This window comes from Bradyrhizobium sp. ORS 278, from assembly GCF_000026145.1.
GTDB lineage: Bacteria > Pseudomonadota > Alphaproteobacteria > Rhizobiales > Xanthobacteraceae > Bradyrhizobium.
In genome coordinates this window covers 5856385-5872641 of the sequence record NC_009445.1, presented here as the reverse complement: position 1 = coordinate 5872641, position 16257 = coordinate 5856385, and the positions used below count along the sequence as shown (strand labels likewise).

The window sequence follows — 16257 nt, the reverse complement described above, 5'->3', positions numbered from 1 at the left end:
GGAGTCTCAGATGGCTGCTGCGAGAGAACAGGCTGTGCGGGCGCGTCGGCCGGATGCCGAGGAGGCATTGGGCCAGGCCAAGCACGATGCCGTCCAGCGCAAGCAAGCCGAGACCAACCCGGTCGAGACCAAGACCGTTGATACCAAGACCGCCGCGCCAAAAGCGGACCTCGGCGCCGAGACCCCGCTCGAGCTGCCGCCGGCTCCGCCCGCCTCAGCTCCCGCCGGCGCGAAGCCTCAGGCCGCGCCGGCTGCTCCGCCGAAATCCGGCAAGCGCAAGCGCGTGCTCGCAGGCATAGGCCTTCTGCTCGCGCTCGCCGCAGCCGGCTACGCCACGCATTACATCATGGTCGGCCGCTTCATGGTCTCGACCGACGACTCCTATGTCCGCGCCAACAACACGATGCTCGGCGCGCGCGTCTCGGGCCACATCCAGGAGATCGTGCCGCGCGACAACTCGGTCGTGCACAAGGGCGATGTGATCTTCCGCATCGACGACGGCGACTACAAGATCGCGGTCGACGCCGCGCGCACCAAGATCGCAACGCAGGAAGCAACGATCGCGCGCATCGGCCGCCAGGTCGCCGCGCAGCAGAGCGCGGTCGAGCAGGCGCAGGCCAATCTCACTTCCTCCGAGGCGGCGATGAAGCGCGCCGGGCTCGACTATGAGCGCCAGCAGGCGCTGAGCAGCAAGGGCTTCGCTTCGCATGCGACCTTCGAGCAGTCGGAGGCCGCGCGCGATCAGGGCCAGGCCGCGGTCCGCGCCGCGCAGGCGGCGTTCGACGCCGCGCGCGACAATGTCGAGGTCACCAAGGCGCAGCAGGCCGAGGCCCAGGCGCAACTCGCCGAACTGAAGACCTCGCTCGCCAAGGCCGAGCGCGATCTGGAGTTCGCCATCGTCCGCGCGCCGGTCGACGGCACCTTCTCCAACCGCCTCGTGAGCACCGGCGACTTCGTCGCGGTTGGCCAGCGGCTCGGCAACGTCGTGCCGCTCGATGATGTCTTCATCGATGCGAACTACAAGGAGACCCAGCTGAAGCGAATCCGTCCCGGCCAGCCGGTGACGATCAAGGTCGACGCCTATGGCGCGCGCGGCTTCAAGGGCGTGGTCGACAGCATCTCGCCCGCCGCCGGCTCGGTCTTCACTCTGCTGCCGCCCGACAATGCGACCGGCAACTTCACCAAGATCGTGCAGCGCCTGCCGGTTCGCATCCGCGTGCCGAAGGAGGTGGCGCGGCAGAACCTGCTGCGCGCCGGCATGTCCGTCTACGTGACGGTGGATACGACCGACGGCGCCAAGGATGCCGACAGCGACACCGACCTCGACGCGCCGGCGACGGTGCAGGGGAAGTAGTTAGAACTGATGCGATCGTACTCGCGGTCGCGTCATCGGAAGTCAGCTCCCTCCCCCTTGTGGGGGAGGGCTGGGGAGGGGGCCTCCGGGCGAGACCGCCGCTGTGGGCCCCCCTCCCCAGCCCCTCCCCACAAGGGGGAGGGGGGCGCACCACTCGTGCGGCGCGGTTATGGACCTCCAGCGGACTAACTGACCATGGCCACCGCCACCACAGCCAACCCCACCATGAGCGCGCCCGCCGCGCCGGCGGATCGCATCGCCCCGCGCCGGCTGATCGCATTCCTGATCATGGTGTTCGGCATGTTCATGGCGATCCTGGACATCCAGATCGTCTCGGCGTCGCTGAGCGAGATCCAGGCCGGCCTGTCCGCGAGCTCCAGCGAAGTCTCCTGGGTGCAGACCGCCTATCTCATCGCCGAGGTGATCGCGATCCCCTTGTCCGGCTTCCTGTCGCGCGCGCTCGGCACGCGGCTGTTGTTCGCGATCTCGGCGGCCGGCTTCACCATCTCCAGCTTCCTGTGCGGCTTCGCCTCGTCGATCGAGCAGATGATCGTCTGGCGCGCGCTGCAGGGCTTCCTCGGCGCCGGCATGATCCCGACCGTGTTCGCCTCGGCCTACACGGTGTTTCCGCGTTCGAAGTTCCACATCGTTGGCCCGATCATCGGCCTTGTTGCGACGCTCGCGCCGACCGTCGGCCCGACGGTCGGCGGCTACATCACCGATGCGATGTCATGGCACTGGCTGTTCTTCGTCAACATCGTCCCCGGCGTCATCATCACCACCGGCGTGCTGGCGCTGGTCGATTTCGACCAGCCGAATTTCGCGCTGCTTGAACGGTTCGACTGGTGGGGCCTCTTGTTCATGGCGGGCTTCCTCGGCTCGCTGGAATATGTGCTGGAGGAGGGGCCGCAATATGAATGGCTGCAGGACACGTCCGTGGCGATCTGCGCCGCGGTCTGCGCCGTCTCGGCGGTGTGCTTCTTCTGGCGCGTGCTGACTGCGGACGAGCCGATCGTCGACCTGTTCGCGTTCGGCAACCGCAACTTCGCGGTCGGCTGCCTCCTGCAGTTCTGCATCGGCATCGGCCTCTACGGCCTGACCTACATCTATCCGCGCTATCTCGCCGAGGTCCGCGGCTACAGCGCGCTGATGATCGGCGAGACGATGTTCGTCTCGGGCGTGACGATGTTCCTGATGGCGCCGGTGGTCGGCCGCCTGATGCTGAAGATCGACATGCGGCTGATCATCGCCTTCGGCCTCGTGATCTTCGCGATCGGATCCTATGAGATGACCGGGATCACCCGCGACTACGATTTCTGGGAGCTGTTCCTGCCGCAGGTGCTGCGCGGCGTCGGCATGATGTGCGCGATGGTTCCGACCAACAACATCGCGCTCGGCACGCTCGCGCCCGATCGCGTCAAGAATGCCTCCGGCCTCTTCAACCTGATGCGCAATCTCGGCGGCGCCGTCGGCCTCGCGGTCATCAACCAGGTGCTCAACGAGCGCACCGACCTGCATATCTCGCGCCTGCACGAGCGCGTGAACTGGGGCAATGCGACCGCGGTCGAGACGCTGAACATGCTGCAGCAGAAGCTGCAGGGCATGGGCGACTCGGCCTTGATGGCGATGAAGCAGCTGTCGCAGATCGTGCATCGCCAGGCGGTGGTGATGGGCTATGGCGATGCGTTCTTCATGCTGACATGCTTCTACGTCGCGCTCAGCATGATGGTACTGCTGCTCAACAAGCCGAGCTCGCCGATGGCCGGCGGCGGCGACGCGCATTGACGTGAGACGCCCCGCGGGGCCTGCGGGTTGCCAAATCATACCAGCGATGGTATGGAACGGGAATTGTCGCTCGAACCGGGGAGATCTGCATGACTACATCGCATCTGCAGACCGCATGCACCCGGTCGATGCTCCCGCTGTCGACGCTTGTTGTTTCTCAGCCCGCGCGGTCGATGCCAGTCCTGGTGTTCCGTCGCTCGCATTGAGCGCCACCGTTTCACTTCCCAACGCCTGATTCATCATTCGCAGACCACGCGCCGCGTCGTGTCTGCTTCATTTGGAGCCGGTCCGTCGCCCGCGAGCGCGGCCGGATGATGCCATGACCATCGAAGTCTCCGGCCTGAAGGCCGACAAGCGCCCCGCCGCCATCCGCGTCGTGATCCCGTTCGTGTTCCGCCACTGGCTGAAGCAGCCGCGCATGACCCTCGGCATTGCCATGTGCTTGCTCGGCGCCACCGTCGCCGACCTGTTCATGCCGGTGTTCTCCGGCCGATTGGTCGACGCGCTGACCCTCGGTCCGGCAAACATCGACGCACGCCACACGGCGCTGGTGTCGTTCGCGGGCATCGTCGCCCTCGGCTTCGCCTCGATCGTGCTGCGGCTGTCCGGGCTGCAGCTGATCGTGCCGTTCACGCTGCGCATCATGTCCGACGTCGCGCGCGAGGCCTTCGTGCGCGTGCAGCGCTTCTCCACCGACTGGCACGCCAACAGCTTCGCCGGCTCCACGGTGCGCAAGATCACCCGGGGCATGTGGGCGCTCGATCTCTACAACGACACCATCCTGCTGGCCCTGCTGCCATCGCTGTCGGTCCTGCTCGGCTCGATGGTCCTGCTCGGCCTGCATTGGGGCGCCCTCGGCGCGGTGATCGCCGTCGGCGCGGTGCTGTACGTCGCGATGACGGTCGTGTTCTCGACCCGCTACATCGCGCCCGCCGCGCGCATCTCCAATGCGTGGGACACCAAGGTCGGCGGGACGCTCGCGGATGCGCTGAGCTGCAACGCGGTGGTGAAGTCGTTCGGAGCGGAGGCGCGCGAGGACGGCCGACTGATGCGCGTCGTCAACCGGTGGCGGCGGCGCATACGCCGCACCTGGCTGCGTTACAACACGACGGCGGCCGTGCAACTCGGCGTGCTGCTCTGCCTGCGCTCGTCGGTGATCGGCGGCGCCGTGCTGCTATGGATGGCCGGCCGGGCCTCGCCGGGCGACGTCACCTATGTGCTGACGAGCTACTACGTCATCCACGCCTACCTGCGTGACGTCGGCATGCACATCAACAACCTGCAGCGCGCGGTCAACGACATGGATGAGCTGGTGGCGATCCATGGCGAGCCGATCGGCATCGTCGATGCCGCCGATGCCAAGCCGATCGCGGTGAGCGGCGGGCATATCGTGTTCGACGCGGTGACGTTCCACTATGGCGGCCACCGCACGCCGCTGTACGACCGGCTGTCGGTGGACATCCGGCCGGGTGAGCGGATCGGCCTGGTCGGGCGCTCCGGCTCCGGCAAGACGACCTTCGTGAAGCTGGTGCAGCGGCTGTACGACGTCAGCGGCGGGAGGATCCTGATCGACGGGCAGGACATTGCGCACGCGAAGCAGGATTCGTTGCGCAGCCAGATCGCGATCGTGCAGCAGGAGCCGATCCTGTTCCACCGCTCGCTGGCCGAGAACATCGCCTATGGCCGGCCGGGCGCCAGCCAGGCCGAGATCGAGCAGGCGGCGCGGCTCGCCAACGCGCATGAGTTCATCACGCGCCTGCCCAAGGGCTACGGCACGCTGGTCGGCGAGCGCGGCGTCAAGCTGTCGGGCGGCGAGCGGCAACGGGTGGCGTTGGCGCGGGCGTTCCTGGCGGATGCGCGGGTGCTGATCCTGGACGAGGCGACCTCGAGCCTCGATTCCGAGTCGGAGGCGCTGATCCAGGAGGCGATGGAGCGGCTGATGAAGGGCCGGACGGCGATCGTGATCGCGCACCGGCTGGCGACCGTGCGCAGCCTCGACCGCATCCTGGTGTTCGACCGCGGCCGCATCGTCGAGCAGGGCAGCCACGCCGTCCTGGTCGGCAAGCCCGGCGGACTCTACCGCAGCCTGTTCGAGCGCCAGGCCATCGAGTTCGGCCAGCTCTCGGCCGCAGGCTAAAATGGTGAGGGGCCCGGCGCTGTCAGCGCCGAGCCCCTCATGAACATATCAGCCGGCCTGTAAGCCGGGTTCTGTAGGGCACCGTGATGCTTGCGCATGACGATACGTGACGGCCATTCCTCTGGGATCGCGCTTGCGCGTGACCTCGGGCAACCTACCCGGACGGCGAGCCTGACATCGCTCCCGCGGACGTCATCGTCGAAACGATTGTCTCCGCGTGGCCGTCCCTATTCGGTTTTGCTCCCGGTGGGGTTTACCATGCCGGTTCCGTTGCCGGTCCCGCGGTGCGCTCTTACCGCACCTTTTCACCCTTACTGCCTCCCTCGCGGGAGGAAGCGGTTCGTTCTCTGTGGCACTGTCCCTAGGGTCGCCCCCGCCGGACGTTATCCGGCACCGCATGTCGATGGAGCCCGGACTTTCCTCCCCGGCGGCCTTTCGGCACCTGCCGGAGCGGCCGTCCGGCCGACTGACGGGGCTTGAATGGGGCTTATCGACCAGCGCGTCAAGCCATCGCCGCGCGGGTGTAAAATAATATCGTGGGCGTGTCGTGCGGCGCCTGCGCCGTTCGACTGGATGTCGGCAAACCAGCCGAAACCCAAGGAGCAGTCCCATGCAATATCTGCTGATGATCTACCAGAACGAGGTCGACTACGCGAAGATGGAGAAGGAGGCCGCGGAAAAGATGATGGCGGAGTATCAGGCCTTCACCCAGTCGATCATCGCGAGCGGCAATTTCAAGGGCGGCGACCGGCTGCAGCCGACCTCGACCTCCACGACGGTGCGGGTGCGCGACGGCAAGATCCTCGCGACCGATGGTCCATTCGCCGAGACACGCGAGCAACTCGGCGGCTACTACATGATCGAGGCGCAGAACATCGACGAGGCGATCGGCATCGCCGCGCGCATTCCTGGCGCCCGCCTCGGCTCGATCGAGGTCAGGCCGGTCTGGCAATACAATCCTTGAGGACGACGCTGCGGACCGGCGACGATGTCATTGATGACACCCGAGGCGATCGAGAGCGTGTTCCGTGACGAGGCCGGCCGCGCGCTCGCGACCTTGATCAGGCTCGTGGGTGACTTCGATCTGGCCGAGGATGCGTTGCAGGACGCCTTTGCGGCCGCGTTGCTGAGCTGGCGGGGGCGAGAGGTCCCCGCCAATCCCAGAGCCTGGCTGGTGAATGTCGCCCGCAACAAGGTGATCGATCGCTTTCGGCGGCAACGCAGCTTCCGCGACAAGGAAGCGGAGATCATCCATGCGATCGAGCGTGACGCCGCGAGCGACGCGTCTGACGTGCCGCCCGATCTCGACGACGACATGCTGCGGCTGATCTTCACCTGCTGCCATCCGGCGTTCGCGCCGGAGGTGCAGGTGGCGCTGACGCTGCGTACGGTCTGCGGACTGACGACCGCCGAGGTAGCCCGCGCTTTCGTGACCGGCGAAGAAGCCATGGCGCAGCGCCTCGTCCGTGCCAAGCAGAAGATCCGCCTCGCCGGCATTCCCTATGATGTGCCCGCTCGCGATACTCTCGAGGAACGACTCCGCGGCGTTCTCACCGTGATCTACCTCGTGTTCACCGAAGGCTATCTCGCGACCTCCGGCCCCGAACTGATCCGCCACGATCTTGCGCGGGAAGCGATCCGGCTCGGCCGCCTGCTGCTCGGGCTGATCCCGGACGCGCCGGGTATCAAAGGTCTGCTCGCCCTGATGCTGCTGCACGATGCGCGCCGTGCAGGACGCACCGATGCGTCGGGTGACATCGTGCTGCTCGAGGAGCAGGATCGCTCGACATGGGATCACGCGCAGATCTCGGAAGGGCTGACGCTGGTCGAGCAGGCGCTCCAGGCGAAGGGACGGCCCCAGCCCTATACAGTTCAGGCGGCGATCGCCGCGCTGCACGCCCAGGCATCGAGCTACGAGGAAACGGACTGGCGCCAGATCGTCGGCCTCTACGAGGTGCTGCTGCGGATCGCGCCGTCGCCCGTCATCGAGCTCAATCATGCGGCCGCCGTTTCGATGGTCGACGGTCCGGCGCGGGCGCTTGCGCTGGTGGATTCGCTCGCCGCGCGCGGCGGCTTGAAGCAATACGACCTGCTGCCGGCCGTACGCGCGGATCTGCTGCGGCGGCTCGACCGGCGCGAGGAGGCGCGTGTGGCCTATCAGGCGGCGAGCGATGCGACGCAGCTTGCTCCGCTCAAGCGACTCTATGCGCGCCGGATCGGGCAACTCGATGCCACAATTTGACGCGTCAAGCCCGCGGCACGGTCTCTTCGGCCGGCAGACTGGTCAGCAGCGCATGCAGCGTCCACAAAGTCGAGCGGTCGGCGATGCCGTCGACCCGCTCGGGACGAAAGTGGCGCTGGAACGCCGTGACGACCTCCATCGTGAGACCATCGAACTTGCCGGTGATCGGCACGCCATAGCCATATTTCGCGAGCGCCTTCTGCAAGCCTTTGACGTCATCGCCGATGCTCCCGAGCTTCAGGGTCTCGCCCTTGGTGATCGCCGCCGGCTGGACCCAGTGGCCCACGCCGGAATTGGCGAGGGAGTGCCAGGGAAACTTCTCGCCCGGGTCCTTCTTGCGCGACGGCGCCACATCGGAATGCCCGAGCACGCGGTGCGCCGGCACGTTGCGGCGGAGCATGATGCCGCGGCACAGCGCGATGACGGCTGCGATCTGGCGTGGCGGAAAATCCGGGTAGCCCCAGTCGTGGCCGCGGTTGACGATCTCGATCCCGATCGAGCACGAATTGATGTCCTCCTCGCCGCCCCAGGACGAAAGCCCCGCATGCCAGGCGCGCAGAGCCTCGGGCACGCATTGGACGATGCGGCCGTCCTCGAGAACGATGTAGTGCGCAGACACTTCGGTTCCGGCGGTGCAAAGTTTGTTGATCGCACCCTCGGCATCCGGCATCCCGGTATAGTGGAGGATGATCATGTCCGGCTGACGGCCGCCCTTGCGTTCGCCGAAATTGGCCGACGGGATCACATCGGACGCGATCGACGAGTCCGGCGTGAACATGGGCAGGTCAGACACGCCCTTGGGCATCGGCAGCGCGCGAAGACGCTTCGAATCCGGCTTGTCGGAGGAATTTGGCATGAACGACTCGAAGCGGGCGGCGAGGGCAATGGCTCAAATCGAATATGGGGTGGCACTACTCCTTTACATGTCCCAGCCGCAATCGAAATCGCATGCGAACGCGCATATTCGTCGGCGATTGCGCAGAGGAGCGGCGGCTTTCCAAGTGCCCAACATCTGCCACAGACCATCAACGGTTTGTTAACGCTAAACGCCGTTACTAAGTGGTGAAGAGCCAAGCCGGCTTTCGGGGCGGCAGCTGCCACATGCAAGGTCCTGCACGGGAGAACACGGTCTTGAGCGGTGCCGGGGACACCCGGTCGCGCGCGATCGACATCGGACCAGGTATCGCCCCGGCACGATCATCGCGTGGCGGGGCTCATGCATTGGCAAGGCGGGTCATCGTCGGTTCCAAACGATGGCTTGGCAAGTTGACGGGGTGCGGGGATCGAAGGCGCGATGGACTCGCAGCCGAACAACATCAGTCCGGAACGGCGGCCATCTCCGGGAGCGGCCCCGTGAGCACGGCTGACCCACGGCACATCCCGGTGCTCGGGCCCGAGGCGGTTGCCATGCTGGCGCCGCGCGACGGCGGAACCTATGTGGATGCCACTTTCGGTGCGGGCGGTTACACCCGCCTGATCCTGGCGACACCGGGAACACGCGTCATCGCGATCGACCGCGACAGCACGGCGATCGCCGGCGGCGCCGATCTTGTCGGCGAGGCAAACGGTCGGCTGACGCTGGTGGAGAGCCGTTTCTCTGCGCTGGCCGAGATCTGCGCCGCGCAAGCGGTGGGCCAGGTCGACGGCATCGTGATGGACGTCGGCGTGTCCTCAATGCAGCTCGATACGGCGGCACGCGGGTTCTCGTTCCGGTTCGACGGTCCGCTTGATATGCGCATGGCTGACACCGGGCCGTCCGCGGCCGATGTCATCGCGCAAGCCTCCGAGCGCGATCTGGCCGACGTCATCTACATTTTCGGTGAGGAGCGGCATTCCCGCGGCATCGCGCGCGCGATCGTAGCGGCGCGGAAGGAGCAGCAGATCACCACGACGCGACAGCTTGCCGACATCGTCGCGCGCGTGGTGCGATCGAAGCCGGGCGACATTCATCCGGCAACGAGGACCTTTCAGGCGCTGCGCATTCTCGTGAATGAGGAGCTCGACGAGCTGGAGCAGGCCCTGTCCGCCGCGGAGCGCATCCTCCCACCGAGCGGCCGTCTCGCCGTCGTTTCGTTCCATTCACTCGAGGATCGAATCGTCAAGACGTTCCTGGCCGAGCGCAGCAAGATAGGTGGCGGCTCTCGCCATCTGCCCGAGATCGCGCAGCAGGCGCCGAGCTTCCAGCTGCTCAATCGCAAGCCGGTGGTGGCCGACGAAGCCGAGACTGTGGCCAATCCGCGTGCGCGCTCCGCCAAGCTGCGCGGCGCCGCGCGCACGACAGCGCCGGCGCATCCGCCGTCCTCCTCGTCAGCCTGGCCCCGCCTGGCCGATGTCATGCGGGGAGGGTGACCGATGCGCCTCCTGCATCTCGTCGTGATCTGCTCGCTGATCTTCGCGGCGGCCTACGTCTATCGCATCAAGATGGAATCGACCGCGCGTGTCGAGCATGTGTTGCAGTTGCGTGCCGAGATCCGCGAGCAGCGCGAGGCGATCGCCGTCCTGCGCTCGGAATGGGCCAAGCTCGATGCGCCGCTGCGGCTGCAGGGGCTGGTCGAGCGGCATCTGCCGCTCAAGCCGCTGAACGCCACGCAGTATGACAGCCTCAAGAACCTGCCGGAGCGGCCGCCGCGCTTCGCCCGGCCGGACAATCCGGATCCGATCGGCTCGATGATCGATACGATCGACGCGATCAATGAAGAGCCCCCCGTGACCGGATCGGTCTCTCGTCCGGAGGATCAGCGATGACCGACCAGCTTCGGCCGCACGTGAAACCACAGGAGCCCTGGCGGCAGCGCCTGGTCCGCACGCTGCTGTACGGGCGCGATGTCGATCGCACGGCCAAGGCGCGCGCGCGCATCGGATTGGCGATCATCGCCTTCGCCGCCGTCTATGCGGTGATCGGCGGCCGTCTGGTGATGTTTGCGGTCGGCTCCGACGGCCCGAGCGCGCGGCGCGCCGCGCAGCAGGACGCCATTGCGACCGCTCGGCCGGATATCATCGATCGCAACGGCGCCGTGCTGGCGACCGATGTCAAGACGCCGAGCCTGTTCGCCGAGCCGCGCCGCCTCATTGACAAGGACGAGGCGATCGAGCTGCTCACCGCGACCTTGCCCGATCTCGATACGAACGAGGTGCGCGAGCGCATGATGTCCCGCAAGGGCTTCGTCTGGCTCAAGCGCGAGATGACACCGAAGCAGCAGCAGGACATCCATCGCCTTGGTCTGCCGGGCGTCGGCTTCCTGCGCGAGAACAAGCGCGTCTATCCGACCGGCAACGAGGTGGCGCATCTGATCGGCCTGGTGAACATCGACAACCAGGGCATCGCCGGCATGGAGAAGTGGCTCGACAATCAGGGCCTCGCGGACCTGCATCGCGCCGGCTTCGCGACCGACCGCCTGCAGCGGCCGATCGAGCTGTCGGTCGACCTGCGTGTCGAGCATGCGCTGCGCGACGAGCTGCTCAAGGCCAAGGAGAAGTTCAAGACCAAGGCCGCGTCCGGTCTCGTGGTCAACGTCCGGACCGGTGAGATTATCGCGATGGTGTCGCTGCCGGATTTCGATCCGAACAACCCGAAGGAGGCGCACGATCCGGACCGGATCAACCGCCTGACCACTGGCGTGTACGAGATGGGCTCGACGTTCAAGGCGTTCACCCTGGCGATGGCGCTCGACACCGGCAAATATGATCTCAACTCAATGTGGGATGCACGCGGAGCGCTGCATTACGGCAAGTTCGCGATCCATGACGACGAGCCGAAGGGACGCTTCCTCAGCATGAAGGAGGTGTTCTACTTCTCCTCCAACGTCGGCGCGGCCCGGATCGCGTTGACGCAAGGCGTGGAAGCGCACAAGGCTTTCCTGCGCAAGATGGGCCAGTTCGACCGTTTGCGCACCGAGCTTCCGGAGAGCGCCTCGCCGATCCTGCCCAAGCGCTGGAGCGAGTTGAATACGATCACGATCTCGTTCGGCCATGGCATGGCGGTGGCGCCGTTGCAGGGCGTGATGGGCGTCAGCGCGCTGGTCAATGGCGGCTACCTCATTCCGCCGACCTTCATGAAGCGCACTGAGGCCGAGGCGATGCAGATCGCCAAGCGCGTGATCAAGCCGGAGACCTCGGAGAAGATGCGCTACCTGATGCGCTTGAACGCCGAGGTCGGCACCGCGCGCAAGGCTGACGTCAAGGGCTACTACATTGGCGGCAAAACGGGCACCGCCGAAAAGGTGATCAACGGCCGCTACGCCAAGAAGAAGGTCCTGACGCTCTTCACCGCCGTGATCCCGGCGGACAAGCCGAAATATCAGCTCCTGATCATGCTCGACGAGCCGCAGCCGCTGAAGGAGACCTACGGCTTCATCACCTCCGGCTGGAACGCGGTGCCGACGGCCGGCAACGTGATCTCCCGGATCGGCCCGCTGCTCGGCATTGAGCCCCGGTTCGACCTGCCGCCGTCCGACCGCCAAATTCTTGCGGCATCGCGGCTGACGCAGTAAGCCGTCCGCGAATCGCATGGCTTTGGAGCCGCCGCCGCCCGGGGCGGGGCCAGGACCGGTACGGGACCAGGATGAAACTTCACGACCTCCTCGGCGATCAGGCGGGGCTTGACCCGCGCGTCGCCGCCGTCGAAGTCTCCGGCCTTGCCGCGGACAGCCGCGCTGTCCGGCCCGGAGACCTGTTCTTCGCGCTGTCGGGAACCAAGACCGATGGCACTCGCTTCATCGCGGCTGCGGTCGCTGCGGGGGCGATCGCGGTGGCCGGCCACGAAGCCCCGGCCGGTGATCTGCCCGTTCCCTTCGTCTCGCTGCCAAATCCGCGACGTGCTCTGGCGCTTGCTGCATCGCGCGTCTTCCCCCGGCAGCCGGCAACGATCGCGGCGGTGACCGGAACCAGCGGCAAGACGTCGGTCGCAGCCTTCACGCGGCAGATCTGGCAGAGCCTCGGCCACAACGCGGCGAGTATCGGCACGGTCGGATTGATTTCGGACAAGCGCACCGTCTACGGCTCGCTGACCACGCCCGACCCGATTGCGCTGCATCGGCAGATCGACGAGATCACCCAGGACGGCGTGACGCACCTCGCTTTCGAAGCGTCGTCGCATGGGCTCGATCAATACAGGCTGGACGGCGTCAGGGTCTCGGCCGGCGGGTTCACCAACCTGTCGCGCGACCACATGGATTACCACCCCGATCTCGTCCATTATCTCAATGCCAAGCTGCGGCTGTTTCGCGACCTTGTGCCGCCGGGCGGGCCGGCGGTGATTTCGGCGGATCATGAGTGCTCGGCAGAAGTGATTGCCGCGGCTGATGCGCGCGGGCTCCGGCTGATGACGGTGGGGACGCATGGCAATGGCGCAGGGGCGGGCATCCGTCTCGTGGCCGCCGCCGTCGATGGCTTTGCACAGCAGCTCGAGCTCCAGCATTGCGGCCGGATCACCTTCCTCCGCCTGCCGCTGGTCGGCGCGTTTCAGATCGAGAATGCGCTGGTGGCCGCGGGCCTTGCCATCGGCACCGGCAGCGATCCGCAGGCGGTGTTCGAGGCTCTGGAAAAGCTCGAAGGCGCCAAGGGCCGGCTCGAACTGGTCGGTGAGCACAACGGCGCGCCCATCTTCATCGACTACGCTCACAAGCCGGATGCGCTGGCGAAGGCGCTGCACGCCTTGCGGCCGTATGCCCAGAGAAAGCTCGTGGTCGTGTTCGGCGCCGGCGGCGACCGGGACAGCGGCAAGCGGCCGCTGATGGGCGAGATCGCCGCTGCCGGCGCTGATCGCGTTATCGTCACCGACGACAATCCCCGGAGCGAGAATCCCGCTGCGATCCGCGCCGCGATCCTGGCCGCCGCACCTGGTGCGCGCGAGATCGGCGATCGCGCCGAGGCGATCCGGGTGGCGATCAGCGAGCTTCAGCCGGGGGATGCGCTGGTCATCGCCGGCAAGGGCCACGAGACCGGACAGATCATCGGCGATACGGTTCTGCATTTCAGCGATCACGAAGCGGTCGCGGACGCACTGGCAACGAGGGCATCATGACGAAGGCGCTGTGGACGGTGGCCGAGGCGGCGCGCGCGCTCGGTCTCGCCGGCGACTATCCTGAGACCGCGATCGATTTCGTCACCCAGGACAGCCGCGCGGTGAAGCCCGGTAGCCTGTTCGTCGCGCTGAGCGGCACGCCGAGCGGCGGCTTCGTATCGAGCTTCGCCTCCAGCCGCGACGGCTGGGAGTTTGCCGCCAATGCCGAGCAGGCTGGCGCGGTGGCGATGATCGTGCCGCATCGGATCGAGGGCGTCACCGTGCCGCAGCTGGTGGTGACGGACACGCTGATCGATGGGCTATGGGCGCTGGCGCGCGCCGCACGGTCGCGCTTTCATGGTCCCGTGATCGGATTGACCGGCAGTGCCGGCAAGACCTCGACCAAGGAGTTCATCGCGGCCTATCCCGGGGCATCAGCGAGCCCGTCGAGCTTCAACAATTTCTGGGGCGTGCCGCTGACGCTGTGCAATGCCGATCCCTCCGCCTCGGTCTGGGTGGTCGAGATGGGCATGAACCAGAAAGGTGAGATCGCGCGGCTGACCGAACTGTCGCAGCCGACCGTCGCCCTTGTCGTCAACGTTCAGCCCGTGCATCTGGAAAAGCTCGGCAGCCTCGAGGCGATCCGGCAGGAGAAGGTCTCGATTGCGCGCGGCCTGCCGTCAGGCGGGATCCTGGTGCTGCCGGCCGATCTCGCGGCTCCTGAATGGTCCGGCAAGACCATTCGCTTCGGCGGCGATGCCGAGGTGCGCGAGCTGTCGCACACCGCCCGCGGCGAGAGCTGGGACGTGACGGCCGACATTGCAGGCTGCAGCGTCAACTTCGCGCTCACGCCCGGCGCGCCGCACCGGCTGCATAATGCCCTCGCGGCGCTTGCCTCTGTGGCCGCCGCCGGCCTCGATCCGGCGCTGTTGGCACCGGAGCTCGGCGAGGTCGGCATCATGACCGGCCGCGGCGTCGAGCAGACCGTCGGCGACATCGTGCTGATCGACGACAGCTTCAACGGCAATCCGGCCAGCATGGCGGCGGCGCTCGATGGGCTGCAGGCCCGGCCGGTGCGGGGGCGGCGGATCGCCGTGATCGGGGATATGCTGGAGCTTGGCGACGAGGCGCCGGCCTATCACGCCAAGATGGTCGGCCATCTCGCCGGCATCGACGGCGTCTTTTGTGTCGGGCCGCTGATGCGTCACCTGTTCGAGGCCTTGCCGCAAGGCAGACGGCTCGGCTGGCACGAGGACCCCGTCACGCTCGACCCGAAGCAGGTCGCGGCGCTGCTCGCGCCCGGTGACGTCGTGGTCGTCAAGGGCAGCAAGAAGATCTTCTGGGTCAACAAGTTCGTGGCCAAGCTCGCCGCCGCGCTGCAGGGCAGCGCGTGAAATCGGGCGGTATCGCGGCGCGGCAGAGGGCGATTTTCCACTGGTGGTCGGTGCAAGGGCGGGCGGAACAAACCGTCGGGATGAGTCGCACCGGGCTCCGATCATGGTTAAAAGAGGCGGGGCCGGATTCGCTGGGGCGGGTTCGCGTTCGCAGCCTCGGTTGAGGCGGCATAGGCGGGTTGGATGTTCTACTGGTTGATCGAGCTGACGAATACGTTCCCGAGCCTGTCGGTGTTCCGTGGCGTGCTGAACGTGTTCCGCTACATCACGTTCCGCACTGGCGGTGCCGTCGTGACCGGCGCGCTGTTCGTGTTTCTGTTCGGGCCCTGGATCATCGATCATCTGCGCCTGCGCCAGGGCAAGGGCCAGCCGATCCGCACCGACGGTCCGCAATCGCACATCATCAGCAAGAAGGGCACGCCGACGATGGGCGGCCTGATGATCCTGTCCGGCCTCGTCGTCTCCACCGTGCTGTGGGCCAACCCGCTCAATCCCTACGTCTGGATCGTGCTGGCGGTGACGCTCGGCTTCGGCTTCGTCGGCTTCTATGACGACTATCTCAAAGTCACCAAGCAGTCGCACTCCGGCTTTGCCGGACGTGCGCGATTGCTGATCGAGGCGGCGATCGCGCTCGTTGCCTGCTACGCGCTGGTCCGGCTGGGGCGTGATCCCTCGTCGACCGGGCTCGCGATCCCGTTCTTCAAGGATCTCGTCATCAAGTTCGGTTGGATGTACGTCATCTTCGGCGCCTTCGTCATCGTCGGCGCCGGCAATGCGGTCAACCTGACCGACGGTCTCGATGGCCTCGCCATCGTGCCTGTCATGATCGCCTCCGCGAGCTTCGGCCTGATCGCCTATCTTGCCGGCAACGCGGTGTTCTCCGACTATCTGCAGATCCATTATGTCGCCGGCACCGGCGAGCTCGCGGTGCTGTGCGGCGCGGTGCTCGGCGCCGGCCTCGGCTTCCTCTGGTTCAACGCGCCGCCGGCCTCGATCTTCATGGGCGACACCGGCTCGTTGGCGCTCGGCGGCATGCTCGGCTCGATCGCGGTCGCGGTGAAGCACGAGATCGTGCTGGCGGTGATCGGCGGCCTGTTCGTGCTCGAAGCCGTGTCGGTGATCGTGCAGGTCGCCTCGTTCAAGCTGACCGGCAAACGCATCTTCAGGATGGCGCCGATCCATCATCATTTCGAGCAGCTCGGCTGGACCGAGCCGCAGATCGTGATCCGGTTCTGGATCATCTCGGTGATGCTGGCGCTGGTCGGCCTCTCGACCCTGAAGCTGCGCTGATGATCTATCCTCAATCCCACTGTCATTCCGGGGCGCGCGGAGCGCGAACCCGGA

At 66.5% G+C, this 16257-nt stretch carries 12 protein-coding genes and 1 other RNA gene; 11 read left to right on the top strand and 2 right to left on the bottom strand.

Annotation, left to right across the window (positions count from 1 at the left end):
- Nucleotides 1–10: 10 nt before the first annotated feature.
- The 3 genes from BRADO_RS26395 to BRADO_RS26385 all read left to right on the top strand — a co-directional run bounded on the left by BRADO_RS26395 (nucleotide 11) and on the right by BRADO_RS26385 (nucleotide 5276).
- Nucleotides 11–1354 carry an HlyD family secretion protein gene (locus BRADO_RS26395; protein WP_012029250.1) on the top strand — a complete coding sequence of 448 codons (1344 nt, stop codon included), beginning with the start codon at nucleotides 11–13 and terminating at the stop codon, nucleotides 1352–1354.
- Between the two features lie 195 nt (nucleotides 1355–1549).
- On the top strand, nucleotides 1550–3139 hold the full coding sequence (locus tag BRADO_RS26390) for a DHA2 family efflux MFS transporter permease subunit (RefSeq protein ID WP_012029249.1): 1590 nt from the start codon (nucleotides 1550–1552) through the stop codon (nucleotides 3137–3139).
- A 319-nt stretch (nucleotides 3140–3458) separates the two neighbouring features.
- Nucleotides 3459–5276, top strand: coding sequence for an ABC transporter ATP-binding protein (locus BRADO_RS26385; protein WP_012029248.1), 1818 nt, complete (start codon nucleotides 3459–3461; stop codon nucleotides 5274–5276).
- 44 nt (nucleotides 5277–5320) lie between these two features.
- Here the strand turns inward: BRADO_RS26385 and rnpB are convergent.
- Nucleotides 5321–5746, bottom strand: an RNA gene (gene rnpB, locus BRADO_RS33470) — RNase P RNA component class A.
- A gap of 140 nt (nucleotides 5747–5886) precedes the next feature.
- Between rnpB and BRADO_RS26380 the strand changes: the two genes are divergently transcribed.
- Both BRADO_RS26380 and BRADO_RS26375 read left to right on the top strand, forming a co-directional pair.
- The gene (locus BRADO_RS26380) at nucleotides 5887–6240 is read left to right on the top strand and encodes a YciI family protein (protein ID WP_012029247.1); all 354 of its coding nucleotides are present in this window, start codon (nucleotides 5887–5889) and stop codon (nucleotides 6238–6240) included.
- A gap of 33 nt (nucleotides 6241–6273) precedes the next feature.
- Nucleotides 6274–7518 carry an RNA polymerase sigma factor gene (locus tag BRADO_RS26375; RefSeq protein ID WP_041756969.1) on the top strand — a complete coding sequence of 415 codons (1245 nt, stop codon included), beginning with the start codon at nucleotides 6274–6276 and terminating at the stop codon, nucleotides 7516–7518.
- Between the two features lie 4 nt (nucleotides 7519–7522).
- On the opposite strand, the gene BRADO_RS26370 is transcribed toward BRADO_RS26375, so the two are convergent.
- Nucleotides 7523–8374 carry an N-acetylmuramoyl-L-alanine amidase gene (locus BRADO_RS26370; protein WP_012029245.1) on the bottom strand — a complete coding sequence of 284 codons (852 nt, stop codon included), beginning with the start codon at nucleotides 8372–8374 and terminating at the stop codon, nucleotides 7523–7525.
- Between the two features lie 497 nt (nucleotides 8375–8871).
- Between BRADO_RS26370 and rsmH the strand changes: the two genes are divergently transcribed.
- From rsmH to mraY, 6 genes are all read left to right on the top strand, one after another.
- Nucleotides 8872–9867, top strand: a complete 996-nt coding sequence (rsmH, locus tag BRADO_RS26365; protein ID WP_012029244.1) for a 16S rRNA (cytosine(1402)-N(4))-methyltransferase RsmH — start codon at nucleotides 8872–8874, stop codon at nucleotides 9865–9867.
- 3 nt (nucleotides 9868–9870) lie between these two features.
- On the top strand, nucleotides 9871–10263 hold the full coding sequence (locus BRADO_RS26360; protein ID WP_012029243.1) for a hypothetical protein: 393 nt from the start codon (nucleotides 9871–9873) through the stop codon (nucleotides 10261–10263).
- Nucleotides 10260–12008: a penicillin-binding protein 2 gene (locus BRADO_RS26355; protein WP_012029242.1), complete on the top strand. Its 1749-nt coding sequence runs from the start codon at nucleotides 10260–10262 to the stop codon at nucleotides 12006–12008. The genes BRADO_RS26360 and BRADO_RS26355 overlap by 4 nt, the downstream gene beginning before the upstream one ends.
- A 71-nt stretch (nucleotides 12009–12079) precedes the next feature.
- Nucleotides 12080–13540: a UDP-N-acetylmuramoyl-L-alanyl-D-glutamate--2,6-diaminopimelate ligase gene (locus BRADO_RS26350; RefSeq protein WP_012029241.1), complete on the top strand. Its 1461-nt coding sequence runs from the start codon at nucleotides 12080–12082 to the stop codon at nucleotides 13538–13540.
- The gene (gene murF / locus BRADO_RS26345) at nucleotides 13537–14913 is read left to right on the top strand and encodes a UDP-N-acetylmuramoyl-tripeptide--D-alanyl-D-alanine ligase (protein WP_012029240.1); all 1377 of its coding nucleotides are present in this window, start codon (nucleotides 13537–13539) and stop codon (nucleotides 14911–14913) included. The genes BRADO_RS26350 and murF overlap by 4 nt, the downstream gene beginning before the upstream one ends.
- Before the next feature lie 183 nt (nucleotides 14914–15096).
- Nucleotides 15097–16203: a phospho-N-acetylmuramoyl-pentapeptide-transferase gene (mraY, locus tag BRADO_RS26340; protein WP_012029239.1), complete on the top strand. Its 1107-nt coding sequence runs from the start codon at nucleotides 15097–15099 to the stop codon at nucleotides 16201–16203.
- Nucleotides 16204–16257 lie beyond the last annotated feature (54 nt).